Source organism: Stenotrophomonas sp. Steno-Z10-BAI, from assembly GCF_056393115.1.
The window spans coordinates 262,904-277,346 of sequence record NZ_JBWJOZ010000003.1; the positions used below are offsets into that span (position 1 = coordinate 262,904).

Genomic DNA, 14,443 nt, shown 5'->3' on the forward strand with positions numbered 1-14,443 from the left:
CGGGGTAGTGCCGGCCGCTGGCCGGCAGCGCGCGCCATCTGGCAGGTATCGACCCACGGTCGATACCTGCCCGGCAGGCCATGACCGTGGGTCATGGCGCAGGGTTCAGACCTGCTCGACCAGATCGCCCGGTGCGGGCGGATTGGATGCCAGCAGCTCCAGGTGGCGCTGCTCCATCTCCTCGCGCAGCTGGCGGCGGATCAACGCGGCGGCATGCCGGCGGCGTTCGTCGGCAGTTTCCAGCACCAATGGCGGCACCGGGGTCGGCTTGCCGTCGTCATCCACCGCGACCATGGTGAAGAAGCAGCTGTTGGCGTGGCGCACGCTGCGCTTGAGGATGTCCTCGGCCACCACCTTGACCCCGATTTCCATCGAGGAGGTGCCGGTGTAGTTCACCGAGGCCAGGAAGGTGACCAGCTCGCCGACCGCGATAGGCTGGCGGAACATCACCTGGTCCACCGACAGGGTGACCACGTAGCTGCCGGCATAGCGGCTGGCGCACGCGTAGGCGACCTGGTCGAGCAGGCGCAGCACCGCGCCGCCGTGCACCTTGCCGGAGAAATTGGCCATGTCCGGCGACATCAGCACCGTCATGGACAGCTGGTTGGATTTGAATTCGGGCATGGGGGGAGTGTAGCGGGCGATGGCAGGCCCGGTAGTGCCGGCCGCTGGCCGGCAGGCTGAAACGACGACGGGCCGCTATCGCGGCCCGTCGTTGCTTCTTCGATAGTTGCCGCGCTGCGCGCGGCCAGCCGGCCAGCGGCCGGCACTACCTACAAAGTGAAAGGGCCGCTTTCGCGGCCCTTTCGAGGTCTTACTTCAGCTTCGCATCCGCGCGCAGGGCGGCGGCGCGATCGGTCTTCTCCCAGGAGAAGGCGGTCGCGTTGACCTGTTCGCCAGCACCGTTGGTGTAGCTGAACTCCTTGGCCTTGCGGCCGAAGTGGCCGTAGGCCGCAGTCTGCTGGTACATCGGGTGGATCAGGTCCAGCATCTGGATGATGCCGTACGGGCGCAGGTCGAAATGCTTGCGGATCAGCTTCTCGATCTTGTCATCGCTGATCTTGCCGGTGCCGAAGGTGGTGACCGAGATCGAGGTCGGCTCGGCCACGCCGATGGCGTAGGAGACCTGCACTTCGCAACGGTCGGCCAGGCCGGCGGCAACGACGTTCTTGGCGACGTAACGGGCCGCGTAAGCCGCCGAACGGTCGACCTTGGACGGATCCTTGCCCGAGAACGCGCCACCACCGTGACGGGCCCAGCCGCCGTAGGTGTCGACGATGATCTTGCGGCCGGTCAGGCCACAGTCGCCCACCGGGCCGCCGATCTCGAACTTGCCGGTCGGGTTGATGTGGAACTTGGTGCCCTTGTGCAGCCACTTGGCTGGCAGCACCGGCTTGATGATCTCTTCGCGGACGGCCTCGATGAGGTCCTTCTGCTTCACGCCCGGGGCGTGCTGGGTCGACAGCACCACCGCGTCGATGGCCGAGACGGCGCCGTTTTCATAGCGCAGGGTGACCTGGCTCTTGGCATCCGGACGCAGCCAGGACAGCGGCGAGTTCTTCTTCTTGCGGATCTTGGCCTGCTGCTCGACCAGACGGTGCGACAGGTGGATCGCGGCCGGCATGTAGCTGTCGGTCTCGTTGGTGGCATAACCGAACATCAGGCCCTGGTCGCCAGCGCCCATTTCTTCGGGCTTCTTGCGGTCCACGCCCTGGGCGATGTGCGGCGACTGCTTGCCGATCAGGTTCAACACGCCGCAGGTCGCGCCGTCGAAGCCGACGTCGGAGCTGTCGTAGCCGATGTCCAGGATCACCTTGCGGGTCAAGGCTTCCAGGTCGATCCAGGCGCTGGTGGTGATTTCACCGGCGACGATGGCCACGCCAGTCTTGACCATGGTTTCGCAGGCCACGCGCGCACGCTTGTCCTGGGTCAGGATCGCGTCCAGCACCGCATCGGAGATCTGGTCGGCAATCTTGTCCGGATGGCCTTCGGAGACCGATTCGGAGGTGAACAGGTAGCTGGACATCAGGCGTAATATCCTTTGATTCGGATGGAAAGATGGCCGCGAATGATACACGGCAAGTCGCGCACTTGCATTGTGCGTCAGCACGGGTTGCCCGTGGTTAAGCCCGCGTGCCCGTCGCAGGGCCCTGTGTGACGGGATTGGGGCCCAGCGTCGCCGCCCAGTGTTCCACGGGCGTGACAAATGGCCTGCCGCCAACGCCGATGCGCCGGCGCCCGGATGCTCGCGAGGCCGGAGGCGTGTCACCGGCCCGTCGTCAAACCGCCATCGGGCTGTCGCCGGGGCCGTGCAGGCTTCGGCGCATCCGGCCGCCGGACCTGAGGAGCACGCCATGCACGCATTCGAGCAGCGCGACGCGCGGGAGGCTGCCACGCGGCCCGTGACGACCCTGGCGCCCCATCGGCGGGCCGTCTTCCTGTCTGACGTGCACCTGGGCTCACGCCACTGCCATGCCGCCGAACTGGCCCGGTTCCTGGCCGAGCTGCGTTGCGAACGCCTGTATCTGGTGGGCGACATCATCGACCTGTGGTGGATGGCGCACCGCCGGGCCGCCTGGCGGCCGGCCCACAGCGAGGTGATCCAGGCGCTGCACGCGCTGCAGCGCACCGGCACCGAGATCATCTACATCCCGGGCAACCACGATGCCTCGCTGCGCAAGGTCTGCGGGCTGATGCTGCCGGCCATGCAGGTGCGTCGGCGGGCGATCCACGTGACCGCGGACGGGCGCCGGCTGCTGGTCGTGCACGGCGATGACTACGACGGTGTCACCCACTTCGGTGGTCTGCAGGAGAAGTTCGGGGACTGGCTGTACTACCGCATCCTCACCGGCAACCACCTGCTCAACGCCGTGCGACGACGGCTCGGCCAGCGCTACTGGTCGCTCTCCGAATTCCTCAAGAAGCGCAGCGGCGCGGCCGAGCGTTACATCGAACGTTTCGTCCAGGCCGGGCTTGCGGATGTGCGGCGGCGCGGACTGGACGGGATCGTCTGCGGGCATATCCACCGCGCCGCGCTGGTCGAACGCGACGGGCTGATCTATGCCAACGACGGCGACTGGGTGGAAAGCCTGACCGCGTTGGCCGAAGAGCCGGATGGGAGCCTGCGGCTGCTGGATCACACCGGGCAGACCCTGGCGGCGCTTCCCGGCAGCGCCGCACTAGCCAGAGCGGCCTGAGCAGAAGGGCAGAGGCGCAGGGCCAGTCCCGGCTGCTAGCATCGGCCGATGGACTCCTTTACCCAGATCGTTCTCGGCGGCGCGGTCGCCGCCGCCATCGCCCCGGCCGGCCATCGCCGCGCTGCCCTGTTGGCCGGTGCCGCACTCGGCACCCTGCCGGACCTGGATGCGCTGGTCTTGGCCTTCACGGCTGCCGATCCCGTGGCGCTGATGGTCGAACACCGCAGCTACAGCCACTCGCTGCTGGTGCTGCCGTGGGTGGCCGCGCTGATCTGGTGGCTGTTCAAACGGTTCGGTCACGGCCGCGTGGCGCAGGCGCCGGGGCGCTGGTTCTGGGCGATGCTGCTGGCGCTGATCACCCATCCGCTGCTGGATGCCTTCACCGTTTACGGCACCCAGCTGTGGTGGCCGTTCACCCCGCACCCGACGATGTGGGCCAGCGTCTTCATCATCGACCCGCTGTACACCGTGTGGCTGCTGCTCGCCTGCGCAGTGGCGTGGTTCGCGCGGGCGCGCCCGCTGGCGCAGAAGGCGCTGGTGGCCGGGCTGGTGCTCAGCAGTGGCTACCTGGGCTGGTCGTTGCTGGCCAAGCACACCGTCGATCGCGAAGCCGACCGCGCACTGGCGGCGATGGGGCTGGGCGATGCGCCGCGCTTCTCGGTGGCGATGCCGTTCAACACGCTGCTCTGGCAGGTGGTGGCGATGACGCCCAACGGCTACGTGATCGGCGAGCGTTCGCTGATCGCCGACCACGGACCGATGACCTTCGAGGGCCATCCCTCCCATGTGCAGGCCCTGCGCCAGGCGGCTGAGCTGCCGGCCGTGCAGCGGCTGAACTGGTTCAACCGCGGCTTCATGCGTGCCCAGGTGGTCGATGGCGAACTGCGGCTCAGCGATCTGCGCATGGGCCTGGAGCCGGAGTACACCTTCACCTTCGCGGTCGCGCGGGCCGAGGGCGAGGGCTGGGCCGCGATCACACCGCGACAGCTGCGCCCGGCGTATGAAGGGGAGCAGGGCAGGTCGATGCTGAAGCGCCGGTTCGCGGCCCTGTGGCAGCGCATCTGGCATGCGCCGCCGGGCACCGATGTGATGGCACCGAAGGCAGGTTGGACGGAGGCACCGTGATCGAGCGGTTCGACATGGAAATCAATGGCACGCGCTACACCCGGCTGGCCGATGTGCCGCCGGAGTATCGCGCGCTGCTGCTGGAGCTGGCCCCGGGCCGCTCCGCCGAGCAGCCGGCGGTGCCGTTGCGCGAGATCCTGCGCAAGGCCAAGGCGCAGCCGGACCGCGAACGCCAGCAGCAGGTGCTGCTGGACGAGCTGCGCAAGGTCGATCCCGAGCGCGCGCGACGCATGCAGAACAAACTCACCGAGCGCAGCCAGCGGCCGGCCACCGGCACCCTGGAAGTGGGCAACACACCCACCGCACGCCCGCGCGAAGGCGCCCGCAACACCGCCGGTGGCAGCACGGTGGCCCCGGGGGATCGGGGCGGACTGGGTATCTGGGTGTTGCTGGCGGCAGCGGTCGTGGTGACCCTGGTCGCCTGGGCAACGCGCTAGCGCCGCGCCGCGATCAATACACCGTTGCGCGGGCCTGCACGAAGGAGAAGAAGAACACCGCGTTCGGGTCGTTCTGGACCAGGCTGAATTCGCGGCGCATGCCGTCCACCGTTTCCTGGTCGACCAGGCCGGCCTCCAGCAGCGGATCGGCGGCCGACAACAGCAGCTGCTCCCAGAACGCGATCATGGTCTTGCGACGGGCCGGTTCGCGGTTGTCCAGGTGGATGGTCTTGATCTCGGTGTGCACATCGCGGAAGCCACCGGCCAGCAGCAGATTGCCGAGCTTGGCGCCGACGAACGGATCGCCACCGTGGTCGTACTGGAAATCGTTGAAGGCCATCCAGTAGCGCCAGATATGCGGCGAGTACGGATCGAGCAGGAACGAGGCGTTCATCACTTCGGTGACATACACCGGCGAACCCGGCACCAGCACGCGTCGCACTTCGTTGAGTACCCGCGCCGGTGAGGGCACATGCTCCAGCACCCAGCACAGGAAGGCCGAATCGAACTCGCGCGCGCCGAACGGCAGGTTGCCGGCATCGGCCTGCAGCAGCGTGTAGCGCTCGCGGCACCATGGCGTCCTGGCCAGGTTGGTGGCGGCGGTGGCCAGCTGCGCCTCGCTCAGGTCCACGCCGGTGACGTGCAGCTCCGGGAACCGCCGCAGCAGGATGTCCGTCTGTGCGCCCACGCCGCTGCCGACTTCCAGCAGGCGCGTGGCACCGCCGTAATCGATGCCGCTGAAGATGCTCGATTCGAACAGGCGCGACTGGGTGACCAGGCGGTGCTGCTCGGTATCGGAGAAGCCGTGGAGATAGGTCGGTGCAGTGATGGGCGGGGTCATGGCGAAGGCTCAGGCAGCGGACGACAACGATTCGCCGGCGGCGAGGGCGTCGAAATATTCGGTGGTCAGGGCGACCTGGCTGGCGGCATCCTCGGCGCGGTTGACCACCGCACGGAAGGCGGCGTTTTCCGGCCGGTCCTTGGCGTACCAGCCCAGGTGCTTGCGCGCGATGCGCACGCCCTGCTGCTCGCCATAGAAATCATGCAGCGCATGCAGGTGGCCCAGCAGCAGGTCGCGTACCTCGGTGACCGACGGCGGCGCCAGCAGCGCGCCGGTGGTCAGGTAATGCGCCACCTCGCGGAAGATCCACGGGCGGCCCTGCGCGGCGCGGCCGATCATCACCGCATCCACGCCGGTCTGCTTGAGCACCTGCGCGGCCTTCTGCGGCGAATCGATGTCGCCGTTGGCGATCACCGGAATGCACAGCGCCGCCTTGATCGCGGCGATGGTCTCGTACTCGGCGGTGCCGGTGTAATGCTGGTCGCGGGTACGGCCGTGCACGGCCAGCGCGGCGATGCCGCTGTCTTCGGCGATGCGGGCGATCCGCGGGCCATTGCGGTGGTCGCAGTCCCAGCCGGTGCGGATCTTCAGGGTGACCGGCACGTCCACCGCGTTGACCACCGCGGTCAGGATGCGCGCGACCAGATCCTCATCGCGCATCAGCGCCGAACCGGCCCAGGCGTTGCACACCTTCTTGGCCGGGCAGCCCATGTTGATGTCGATGATCTGCGCGCCGTGGTCCACGTTGTAGCGCGCCGCCTCGGCCAGCTGCTGCGGCTCGGTACCGGCGATCTGCACGCTGATCGGGTCCGGTTCGCCGGCATGGTCCATGCGGTGGAGCGATTTGCGGGTGTTCCAGAAGCGCGGATCGGAGATGGTCATCTCCGAGGCAGCCAAGCCTGCACCCAGCTGTTTGCACAGCAGGCGGAAGGGCTTGTCGGTGACACCGGCCATCGGCGCCAGCACCACGTTGGGCTGGATGTTGTAGGGGCCAATCTGCATGCGCCCATTGTAGAGCGCTGCGCCGGTGCCGGCCGCCCCCACCGCGCGCCTGTTCAGGCCGATCCGGAAGGGCCTGATGCGCACCGGTCATGAGCATATGCTTGACGATTGCTTCCGTCGTCCCCAGCGGCGGCGGATGCTGGCCGGTTACCGGTAGCGCCGGCCGCTGGCCGGCCATCGCGTGCTCAGGGGCTGCCGGCGGGTACTACCGCGTCAGGGTGCCGGCGACGTACAGGGCGGCCAGCGCCAGGCAGGTCAGGGAACTGGCATACCAGAAGCGCGCACCGTTGTAGCCCGGGCGGACCCGGCCGATGATCAGCCCGGCCAGGCCCCGGCCGCCGAGGATGCCGATGATCCCCAGCAGCACCCAGCGGGTGCCGGGCAGCGGGCGGACCCAGCCGGCGGCCGACAAGGCGTACAGCGTCCAGATGCCCAGCACGAGGGTGATCGCGGCCGTGATCACGGCGGGTTCGGCACGCCCGGCCCGGGCCAGTCGCACCATGCGTTGGCCGGCGCCGAAAAATTCATACCACGGCGCGCCGAAGGCGATGCAGCCAATGTGCAGCAGCACGGCAAGCGCGGTGCCGGTGGCGGCCAGCAGCATCCAGAAGGGGGTGTCGGTCATAACGTGCGTCGTCCGTGAGCGGGGGAGCTCATGGTCGAGTGGCTGCAGCATCGGGGCAACCCAGCCAGCGGCCATTCGCTGGCAATTTCCGGTCGTGGTCGCACGCGGGAAGGCACAGCGACCAACAGTCGATACGCAGCGCAGACGGTCCGGCCACGGCCGTCAACGCTCTCCGCGATTCCGGCGATCGTTCAGGGCGCCGGACCACACGCATAGGCCAACACCGCCAGATGCCGCCGCGGGTCGAGCCCGAGCAGGGCCAGCACGGCGGCATCCTCGAACGAGCCGATCGCGCAGCCGGCGGCATTCATCGCCGCCACTTCCTGCCCCAGCGCCCCCAGCCAGACCCCGGCCTCGATCAACACGAAGCGGCCACCACGCTCGCCGTACTTGGCCAGCGTGCCGGCCGGCTCGGCGATCAGGAACAGCACGACTGCAGGGCGTTCGGGCCAGTCCACGCCCAGCAGCCTGGACAGCGCCGGCCATGCGGGGCAGGGCGCTACCGGCACAAGCGCGTGCTCGAGCGGGTCGTACCAATGGATGCCCGGCGCTGCCGCGGTCGCATCGTCGTTGCCGTACAGCGCGGCATAGGCCTGGATCGGGTACTTGGCCCCACCGGATGGCAGACGCCGCGTGTCACTGTCGCCGGGCCGGGCCCGCAGCGGGGCCAGCACGCGCCCCAGTTCCTTGGCGCCCCAGCGCGCGTCACCGAAGCGGCGGCCACTGTGGCGCTGCGCGAGGGCATCGCCGGGGTGTACCGGGTCCGGCAAGGCGACGCCGGCGGCTGCATGCAACGGCCGTGGCGGCGACCAGGCGCGTGCGGCATCTTCGGCGATCCGCGCGCGCATCACGTCCGCGCGCGCGGGATTGAGTTCGCCGTTGTGCCAGAACAGATGGAACAGCGGGGCATCGTCCCAGGGGGAAGGCGGTGACGGCATGCGGTCCTCGGGGGTCAGCCCAATGGATGCGGAAAGGGGTTGGGAAACGCGCCGCCGTGCGGCACGCCGGGATAACGCCAGGCCACGTCCCGGCAGCGGCCACCAAGGAACGGCGCACGCTCGTCGGCGTGCAGGCCGCTGAGCTGCGGCGACACCACCCGCATCACCCGCAGGCCGGCCGCGGCCACATCGGCGGTGGTCAACTCGCGGTAGTACAGCGCGATGCCGGCACGGCCCAGCCGGCGCCGCAGCAGATCCAGCTCGGCGATGGCGCGCGGTGCGGCGGGCCGGAGCGCTGCGCTTGGCGGGGGCAGCTGCAAGGTGCTGTCGCCCGCCTCCCCGAACAGCGGCAGCTGCGGCCATAGCTCGGGGCGCAGGGTGTAAAACGCGGCATGTTCATCGAAACTGCGCAGTGCTGCGGCATCGCGCGGCAGCCGGGCGCTTTCGCGGCTACACAGATGCGCGGCAAAGGTCAGCGCCTGCTGCCATTCCAGCAGCGCTTTGTGCAGCGCCTCGCCCGGCTCGGCGCGGCAGGCGATGCCCAGCACGTGGCGGGGGCGGCCTTCGAACGGGATGCCGCCCGCGACGGCGATCACCGGGTGCGGGTTCCAGTGCTGGGTGAGGTCGAAGGCCTGCAGTTCGCCACCGCGCTCGTGCGCGAAGGCCTGCCATTGGGCCGGCAACGCGATCCGCCGGCCGGCCACGCCATTGAGCCATGTTACCGCCAGTGCATCGCGCTCCAGCAGCTCCTGGGCGGCCCGCAACAGCGCCAGCCAGGCGCCATCGCGCCCATCGCGCCACGCTGCCAGCCCACTGGACGTCGACGGCAGACGCGCCAGGCCGCGGCGCGGACCCAGTCCGACCAGTTCCTGCGGCACCCAGACCCTGCGGTTGTCATCCAGCGCATGCACCGCCGCGAACAGATCGTCATCGTGTTCGGGCATCGGCCACGGGAAGCCCGGCGTGGCGCGTTGGCGCGCCGAGAACAGCGCGAACGCCGATTCGTCCAGACGTTGTGCGGGCGTCAGCGCATCGCGGCGACGCACTTCCACGCTCGCCTGCGCCGCCGCCAGCCGCTCCAGTGCCTCGGCGACCGCGCCATCGGCGGCCGCCTCGGCATCCAGGGCGACCGCGCCCGAAACCCCCTGCCAGGGATTGGCCGGGTCGGCCGGCGTGGCGGCATTGTGCACGCGCCGTCCCTGGAACAAGGGCCCGGTTGCATCGCAGGGGCTGGCCTCGATCGGCTGCGCCGGGCGCACCAGACCACAACGCGAACGCGCCGCGCCATGCAGCAGGTGCGAGGACAGCGTGGGCGTTTCCGGCTGCGCCGCCTGCACGGCGGCGCGGCTCATTTCATCACGCTCAGCCAGAACATCATCTCGAGGGCGCCGACGGCGAACAGGCCCAGCAGCAGGGCAATGCCGATCCCGATGCCGCGCCCGAGCGAGCGCCCCGAGCGCTCGTAGACGAGGGCGTAAATCCCGACATACAGCCCGACGGCAACGAACAGGCCGAAGATCGGGTTGGCGGTGCTCATGAAAATGCCGCCGCCGATCGCGGCCAGCGGCAAGGCGAACAGCCCCAGCAACACCCGACTGGTGCGGCTCAACCCGGCCGCCGGCACGACAGCAACGGGTGTCTGCGGACGCTCCGGCGTCGCAGCGCTGATCGGTGCCTGCGGCAACGCAGGTGGCTGGGGGTGGAGGTCCGTACGGGTGTCGACGCTGGTGGCCGCGGGGTGTGTGTCGCTGCTGACGGCTGCCGGTATTACGGGGTCCAGCTTGCCAAGCACCACCGCCGACAGCACCGAGGTACCGAGCAGGGTGACGATGCAGGAACTGCAGGTGGTCGACGTCGAGCCGCCGCCTGCCGCGGCAAGGTCCTGGCGTGAAGCACTGGCATCGAACTGGGTGGGCAGGCGATACATGGGTCACTCCATTGACCGGGGCGGAAACGCCCGGCGCGTGGCGCACATTATCACGGGCGCCCGGTGTCCCAAGGCAAGGACAGCGGTGGCGGCAGCGACACTTCGCCGCCCTGGCAGGCGGGGCACCACGGCAGCCGCAGCACCCGGTCGCGCTCGCCGTGCAGGCGATGCAGGTCGAGCCAGACGCTGCGTTCGAGATAGCCCAGCAACAGCGGCGGCTGATCCAGCAACGGCGCGACCAGCGCCGCAATCCGTGCCGGCTGCGCTGCGACGGTCGGCATCGCCGGCACGGGTGCTTCGCCCCAGCGGCGCAGCACCCGGTTGCCCAGGCAATACACACAGGCGCTCTGGCCGGGCACCACATAGGGGCCCAGCGCGAGCGTGTGGTGATAGCTGAGGTCGAGCAGCAGATGCGGTTGTGCCGGCATCTGCGTGCGGTAGCGGGCCAAGGCCTGTTCCCAGCCCAGCCCGTGCCGGACCAGCACGAGGAGGTCGGCATCGGCGACCGCATCGACGCGCTGCAGATCCGCACTGGCATGCTGGTCGAAAGCGTCGGCCAACCCGGGCAGCGGTTCGCCGAGCCAGTCGAGTGCGTAGCGCGTCACTCTGCGCGCAGCGCGCAACGGCACCAGCACACCGAGACGTATCAGCTGGCGGACCGCCGGGCCGCACTCGGCATCGTCCTGCAGGATCGCCAGGGTGTCGTTTTCCCAGTGGCCGAGGATCCGTTCGATGACCGTCGGGGTATCGGCCTCATCGACCACATACAGTTCGTCGGCGCCACCGGACACCAGCAGCAGCTGGCGCTGCGCATGGGTCTGCGCAAACAGCGCCCACGCCGGATTGCGCGTCCAGCGTGGTTCGCCCGCGTGTGGGCGTGCGTGTTGCTGACTGCCTGCTGCTGCCACTGCGTACAGTCCGTGTATCCGCGAAACCGCAAGGATAGCGGCAAACAGGCGGGCCACGTTCTGCTACGGTGCGCGCGTGCCCACGCCGCCTGTTGCCACCGCTTCCGTCCCCCAGCCGCCCTGGCGCGAGGCGATGCTGTGGATGCTGCTGCTCGGCGCGATGTTCATCCATGGCTACAGTTGGACCAACCATTGGGCCGCCAGCCAGGCCCAGACCTGCAGCCTGCATGGTCGCTGGGACGAGGCGATCCCGTTCTGGGCGTGGACGATCTGGCCGTACCTGGCGCTGAACCTGCTGTACCCGCTGACGTTCTTCCTCTGCCCGACCCGATCCGCCCTGCGCCGCCATGCGCTGGCCATCGCGCTGGTGCAGGCTGCCTGCATGCTCGCGTTCGTGTGCTGGCCGACCGGCAATGTGCGTGTGCTGCCGCAGCCGGAGGGCGCGAGCGGCCTGCTGTTCGCACAACTGCGCGCGTTCGAAGCGCCCTTCAACATGGCGCCGTCGCTGCACGCTGCGGTACTGGTGGTGGTCTGGCAGACATGGCGGCAGTCGCTGCAGGCGAATGCGGCAGCGGTGCGCTGGCTGTGGCACGGCGCCTGTGGCCTGATCCTGGTCTCGACGCTCACTACCTGGCAGCACGATCTGCTGGATGTGCTTGCCGGGCTGCTGGTCGGCGCGCTGGCGCTGTGGATCACGCGCTGCATGCCGCCCACGTTGGGGCGTACCGGCTGACTGCAGGCGACTGCGATTCCGGGTGCGGCGGCGGCCGGTGGGTCGAGCGCTGGGGCGCGATGCCCTTGCCGGCGAATGTCCCCCGGTGCCGGCCTGCGGCCGACCCCTCCTCCTTGATTTCGCCCACAAGGACATCGCGCCCCACGTGTCCAGACCACGGTCGCTACGGGGCCCTCACGCTCGCGGCAGACCCCAGCGGAGACACGCCCAGATTCACAGCGAGACGCTGGTGGAGCAACAAAAAAGGCCAGCGCGAACGCTGGCCTCTTGGTATCCACACCGGTGACGCTTACTTGTTCTCGGCATCACCCGGGGTGAAGTGCGGCATCGCCGCGGCGGCGCCTTCCTTCTCGGTTGAACGACCGGCGAACTGATTGGCGAAACGCACGTGGCGGGCAAACGCCGCGTCCGGATCCTGCGCGATCGAGGCCACCAGCGCACCGTTGAACGCATCGCCCGCACCGGTCGTGTCCAGCACCTGCACCTGCTCTGCGCCGACGCGGTAGTACGGCTGGGTATCGCCACGCAGGTTCTCTTCGGCGTGCGACACGAACACACCGACCGAACCCAGCGTCACCACCACGGTGCCGTTGCCGACCAGCTTGCGGCACAGGGCATGCAGGCTGGCGCCATCCAGCGCGGCGACGTCGTTGGCATCCACGCGCTCGCCGACATGACGGCCGAGCAGGGCAGCGAACTCGGTCTCGTTCGGGGTCAGCACATCGGCCAGCTTGAGCAGGCCGATGCTGGACGGCGCATCGGCAGGCGCCACGTTGAGCACGGTGGTGGCACCGGCCTCACGCGCGATCGCCAGCGCCGCTTCGATGGTTTCCACCGGCGATTCCAGCTGCGCCAGCACCACCTTGGCGCCGGCCAGCAGCGCGCGCTGCTGTTCGACGAAGTCCAGGCTCAACGCGGCGTTGGCGCCCGGGCCGATCACGATGGTGTTGCGGCCGCGGCTGTCGACATAGATGCCGCCGGTGCCGGTCGGCTCGCTGCTGGCCTCGGCGGTCAGCGCGAAGCCGTCCTGCTCGGCCAGGCCGCGGGCCATCGCACCGCCGGCGTCATCGCCCAGCGCGCACAGGAACGTGGTCGGCGCGCCGGCACGGCGGGCGGCCACGGCCTGGTTGAAGCCCTTGCCGCCGGGACCGGTGCTGTAGCGGCCGGCGATGGTCGCACCCGGGGCCGGGAGCGACTCACAACGCCAGACATGATCCACATTGAAGGAACCGATTACGACGACACTGCTACTCATAAAGACTGTTTCTCAGGGAACGGATATCAGCTGAAATGCGTCAGCACGCCGGCGATGGTCGCCGTCATGAAGGTGGCAATGGTACCGCCGAGCACGGCACGCAGGCCGAACTTGGCCAGATCGTGGCGACGCTCCGGCGCCAGCCCACCAATACCACCGATCTGGATCGCGATGGAGCTGAAGTTGGCAAAACCGCACAGCGCGTAGGTGGCGACCAGGCGGCCCTCGGCCGACAGCACCGTGCCCGGTACCTCGCCTCGGATGATCTTGGCCAGTTCCGAATACGCCACGAACTCATTGATCACGACCTTCTGGCCGATCAGCGAGCCCACGGTGGTGGCATCGGCCCACGGGGTACCGATCACCCAGGCGATCGGGGCCAGCAGGAAGCCGAACAGGGTGGACAGGTCGGTCGGGCGGCCGATGAGCGCGGCCAGGCCGGTGATGTCACCCAGCCAGGTCAGCGGGGCGTTGATCAGGGCGATCAGGGCGATGAAGGCCAGCAGCATCGCACCGATGTTCAGTGCCAGCTTGAGGCCGTCGCCGGCACCGGCGGCAGCCGCGTCGATGATGTTGCTGGAGGTCTTCTCCACTTCCATCTTGACCGTGCCGCGGGTCAGCGGGGTACCGGTCTCGGGCACCAGCAGCTTGGCCACCACCAGGGTCGCCGGGGCGGCCATGATGCTCGCGGCCAGCAGATGCTTGGCGTAGAAGGCCTGCTCGACCGGATCGCCGGCGCCAAGCATGCCCACATACGCGGCCAGCACGCCGCCGGCAATGTGCGCCATGCCGCCGATCATCATGGTGATCAGCTCGGACTGGGTCATCTTGGCGATGTAGGGGCGCACCGTCAGCGGCGCTTCGGTCTGGCCGATGAACACGCTGGCGCAGACGCTGGTGGTTTCAGCACCGGACACGCGCATGATCTTGGTGATCGCCCAGGCCATGCCGCGCACGATCATCTGCATCACGTTGAGGTGGTACATGACCCCCATCAGCGCTGAGAAGAAGATGATGGTCGGCAGCACCTGGAAGGCGAAGATGAAACCGAACTGGCTGGTGTCCATCAGGCTGCCGAAGATGAAGCCCGAGCCGGCGTTGACGAACTCCAGGATCTTGACGAAGCCCTTGCCCAGCGCGTCGAACACATCACGGCCACCCGGGACCAGCAGCACCACCGCCGCGAAGGCGATCTGCAGTGCGATACCGGTGACGACCAGGCGCCAGTCGACAGCCCGCTTGTTGTTCGAGAACAACCAGGCAATGCCGATCAGCACTGCCAACCCGAACAGGCCGAAGCCAATCCTGCCCAAACCTTCGACCATGAGACTTCCCTTGGGGCGCCGCGAAAAACGGGAAGCCTAGAGCAGCGGCAGGGGCGGGGCAAGGAAAAGCAGCGTCCGCGAGCCGATCGGTCGTGATCGGGCCTGTATCGGCAAGGCATGGCGTGCTTTC

At 68.7% G+C, this 14,443-nt stretch carries 15 protein-coding genes; 4 read left to right on the forward strand and 11 right to left on the reverse strand.

Going from position 1 to position 14,443, the window contains the following annotated elements:
* Nucleotides 1–105 precede the first annotated feature (105 nt).
* A complete protein-coding gene (locus AC06E9_RS09980) occupies nucleotides 106–624 on the reverse strand; it encodes an acyl-CoA thioesterase (protein WP_121042740.1) in 519 nt (172 codons plus the stop codon).
* A 190-nt stretch (nucleotides 625–814) separates the two neighbouring features.
* Entirely contained in the window at nucleotides 815–2,026 is a 1,212-nt protein-coding gene (metK, locus tag AC06E9_RS09985) for a methionine adenosyltransferase (protein WP_019182462.1), read from the reverse strand.
* 328 nt (nucleotides 2,027–2,354) lie between these two features.
* Here metK and AC06E9_RS09990 point away from each other — a divergent pair, with 328 nt between their 5' ends.
* Genes AC06E9_RS09990 through AC06E9_RS10000 form a run of 3 tightly spaced genes read left to right on the forward strand, consistent with a single transcriptional unit; the run spans nucleotide 2,355 to nucleotide 4,759 of the window.
* Nucleotides 2,355–3,197 carry a UDP-2,3-diacylglucosamine diphosphatase gene (locus tag AC06E9_RS09990; protein ID WP_282262438.1) on the forward strand — a complete coding sequence of 281 codons (843 nt, stop codon included), beginning with the start codon at nucleotides 2,355–2,357 and terminating at the stop codon, nucleotides 3,195–3,197.
* Nucleotides 3,198–3,245: 48 nt separating this feature from the next.
* Nucleotides 3,246–4,322, forward strand: coding sequence for a metal-dependent hydrolase (locus tag AC06E9_RS09995; protein ID WP_461770632.1), 1,077 nt, complete (start codon nucleotides 3,246–3,248; stop codon nucleotides 4,320–4,322).
* The gene (locus tag AC06E9_RS10000; RefSeq protein WP_461770631.1) at nucleotides 4,319–4,759 is read left to right on the forward strand and encodes a hypothetical protein; all 441 of its coding nucleotides are present in this window, start codon (nucleotides 4,319–4,321) and stop codon (nucleotides 4,757–4,759) included. Before AC06E9_RS09995 ends, AC06E9_RS10000 begins: the two co-directional genes overlap by 4 nt.
* Before the next feature lie 13 nt (nucleotides 4,760–4,772).
* Here AC06E9_RS10000 and AC06E9_RS10005 read toward each other — a convergent pair whose 3' ends face one another.
* The 7 genes from AC06E9_RS10005 to AC06E9_RS10035 form a co-directional block, all read right to left on the reverse strand.
* Nucleotides 4,773–5,600, reverse strand: a complete 828-nt coding sequence (locus tag AC06E9_RS10005; protein WP_121042748.1) for a methyltransferase domain-containing protein — start codon at nucleotides 5,598–5,600, stop codon at nucleotides 4,773–4,775.
* A gap of 9 nt (nucleotides 5,601–5,609) precedes the next feature.
* Nucleotides 5,610–6,602 (reverse strand): tRNA dihydrouridine synthase DusB, encoded by a 993-nt coding sequence (gene dusB, locus AC06E9_RS10010; protein WP_478055991.1) that lies wholly within the window; start codon nucleotides 6,600–6,602, stop codon nucleotides 5,610–5,612.
* A 205-nt stretch (nucleotides 6,603–6,807) separates the two neighbouring features.
* Nucleotides 6,808–7,227, reverse strand: coding sequence for a hypothetical protein (locus AC06E9_RS10015; RefSeq protein WP_461770629.1), 420 nt, complete (start codon nucleotides 7,225–7,227; stop codon nucleotides 6,808–6,810).
* Nucleotides 7,228–7,418: 191 nt separating this feature from the next.
* The gene (locus tag AC06E9_RS10020) at nucleotides 7,419–8,165 is read right to left on the reverse strand and encodes a SagB/ThcOx family dehydrogenase (RefSeq protein ID WP_282262424.1); all 747 of its coding nucleotides are present in this window, start codon (nucleotides 8,163–8,165) and stop codon (nucleotides 7,419–7,421) included.
* 14 nt (nucleotides 8,166–8,179) lie between these two features.
* Complete coding sequence (locus AC06E9_RS10025; RefSeq protein WP_478055992.1) at nucleotides 8,180–9,517, reverse strand: YcaO-like family protein; 1,338 nt, start codon at nucleotides 9,515–9,517, stop codon at nucleotides 8,180–8,182.
* A complete protein-coding gene (locus AC06E9_RS10030; protein ID WP_478055993.1) occupies nucleotides 9,514–10,092 on the reverse strand; it encodes a hypothetical protein in 579 nt (192 codons plus the stop codon). Before AC06E9_RS10030 ends, AC06E9_RS10025 begins: the two co-directional genes overlap by 4 nt.
* Before the next feature lie 50 nt (nucleotides 10,093–10,142).
* Nucleotides 10,143–11,000, reverse strand: a complete 858-nt coding sequence (locus AC06E9_RS10035; RefSeq protein ID WP_478055994.1) for a hypothetical protein — start codon at nucleotides 10,998–11,000, stop codon at nucleotides 10,143–10,145.
* A gap of 133 nt (nucleotides 11,001–11,133) precedes the next feature.
* Here AC06E9_RS10035 and AC06E9_RS10040 point away from each other — a divergent pair, with 133 nt between their 5' ends.
* Complete coding sequence (locus AC06E9_RS10040) at nucleotides 11,134–11,733, forward strand: phosphatase PAP2 family protein (RefSeq protein WP_121042758.1); 600 nt, start codon at nucleotides 11,134–11,136, stop codon at nucleotides 11,731–11,733.
* 289 nt (nucleotides 11,734–12,022) lie between these two features.
* Here AC06E9_RS10040 and AC06E9_RS10045 read toward each other — a convergent pair whose 3' ends face one another.
* Together AC06E9_RS10045 and AC06E9_RS10050 are read right to left on the reverse strand one after the other, a co-directional pair.
* Entirely contained in the window at nucleotides 12,023–12,988 is a 966-nt protein-coding gene (locus AC06E9_RS10045) for a ribokinase (RefSeq protein ID WP_088433986.1), read from the reverse strand.
* A 26-nt stretch (nucleotides 12,989–13,014) separates the two neighbouring features.
* Nucleotides 13,015–14,313 carry a NupC/NupG family nucleoside CNT transporter gene (locus tag AC06E9_RS10050; RefSeq protein ID WP_121042760.1) on the reverse strand — a complete coding sequence of 433 codons (1,299 nt, stop codon included), beginning with the start codon at nucleotides 14,311–14,313 and terminating at the stop codon, nucleotides 13,015–13,017.
* Nucleotides 14,314–14,443: the final 130 nt, after the last annotated feature.

Coding starts and splice junctions, on each gene's coding strand:
- AC06E9_RS09990 (WP_282262438.1), top strand. CDS start 2,355: ATGCACGCATTCGAGCAGCGCGACGCGCGGGAGGCTGCCACGCGGCCC.
- AC06E9_RS10040 (WP_121042758.1), top strand. CDS start 11,134: ATGCTGTGGATGCTGCTGCTCGGCGCGATGTTCATCCATGGCTACAGT.
- AC06E9_RS10030 (WP_478055993.1), bottom strand. CDS start 10,092: ATGTATCGCCTGCCCACCCAGTTCGATGCCAGTGCTTCACGCCAGGAC.
- AC06E9_RS10020 (WP_282262424.1), bottom strand. CDS start 8,165: ATGCCGTCACCGCCTTCCCCCTGGGACGATGCCCCGCTGTTCCATCTG.
- metK (WP_019182462.1), bottom strand. CDS start 2,026: ATGTCCAGCTACCTGTTCACCTCCGAATCGGTCTCCGAAGGCCATCCG.
- AC06E9_RS10025 (WP_478055992.1), bottom strand. CDS start 9,517: ATGAGCCGCGCCGCCGTGCAGGCGGCGCAGCCGGAAACGCCCACGCTG.
- dusB (WP_478055991.1), bottom strand. CDS start 6,602: ATGCAGATTGGCCCCTACAACATCCAGCCCAACGTGGTGCTGGCGCCG.
- AC06E9_RS09980 (WP_121042740.1), bottom strand. CDS start 624: ATGCCCGAATTCAAATCCAACCAGCTGTCCATGACGGTGCTGATGTCG.
- AC06E9_RS10045 (WP_088433986.1), bottom strand. CDS start 12,988: ATGAGTAGCAGTGTCGTCGTAATCGGTTCCTTCAATGTGGATCATGTC.
- AC06E9_RS10005 (WP_121042748.1), bottom strand. CDS start 5,600: ATGACCCCGCCCATCACTGCACCGACCTATCTCCACGGCTTCTCCGAT.
- AC06E9_RS10015 (WP_461770629.1), bottom strand. CDS start 7,227: ATGACCGACACCCCCTTCTGGATGCTGCTGGCCGCCACCGGCACCGCG.
- AC06E9_RS09995 (WP_461770632.1), top strand. CDS start 3,246: ATGGACTCCTTTACCCAGATCGTTCTCGGCGGCGCGGTCGCCGCCGCC.
- AC06E9_RS10050 (WP_121042760.1), bottom strand. CDS start 14,313: ATGGTCGAAGGTTTGGGCAGGATTGGCTTCGGCCTGTTCGGGTTGGCA.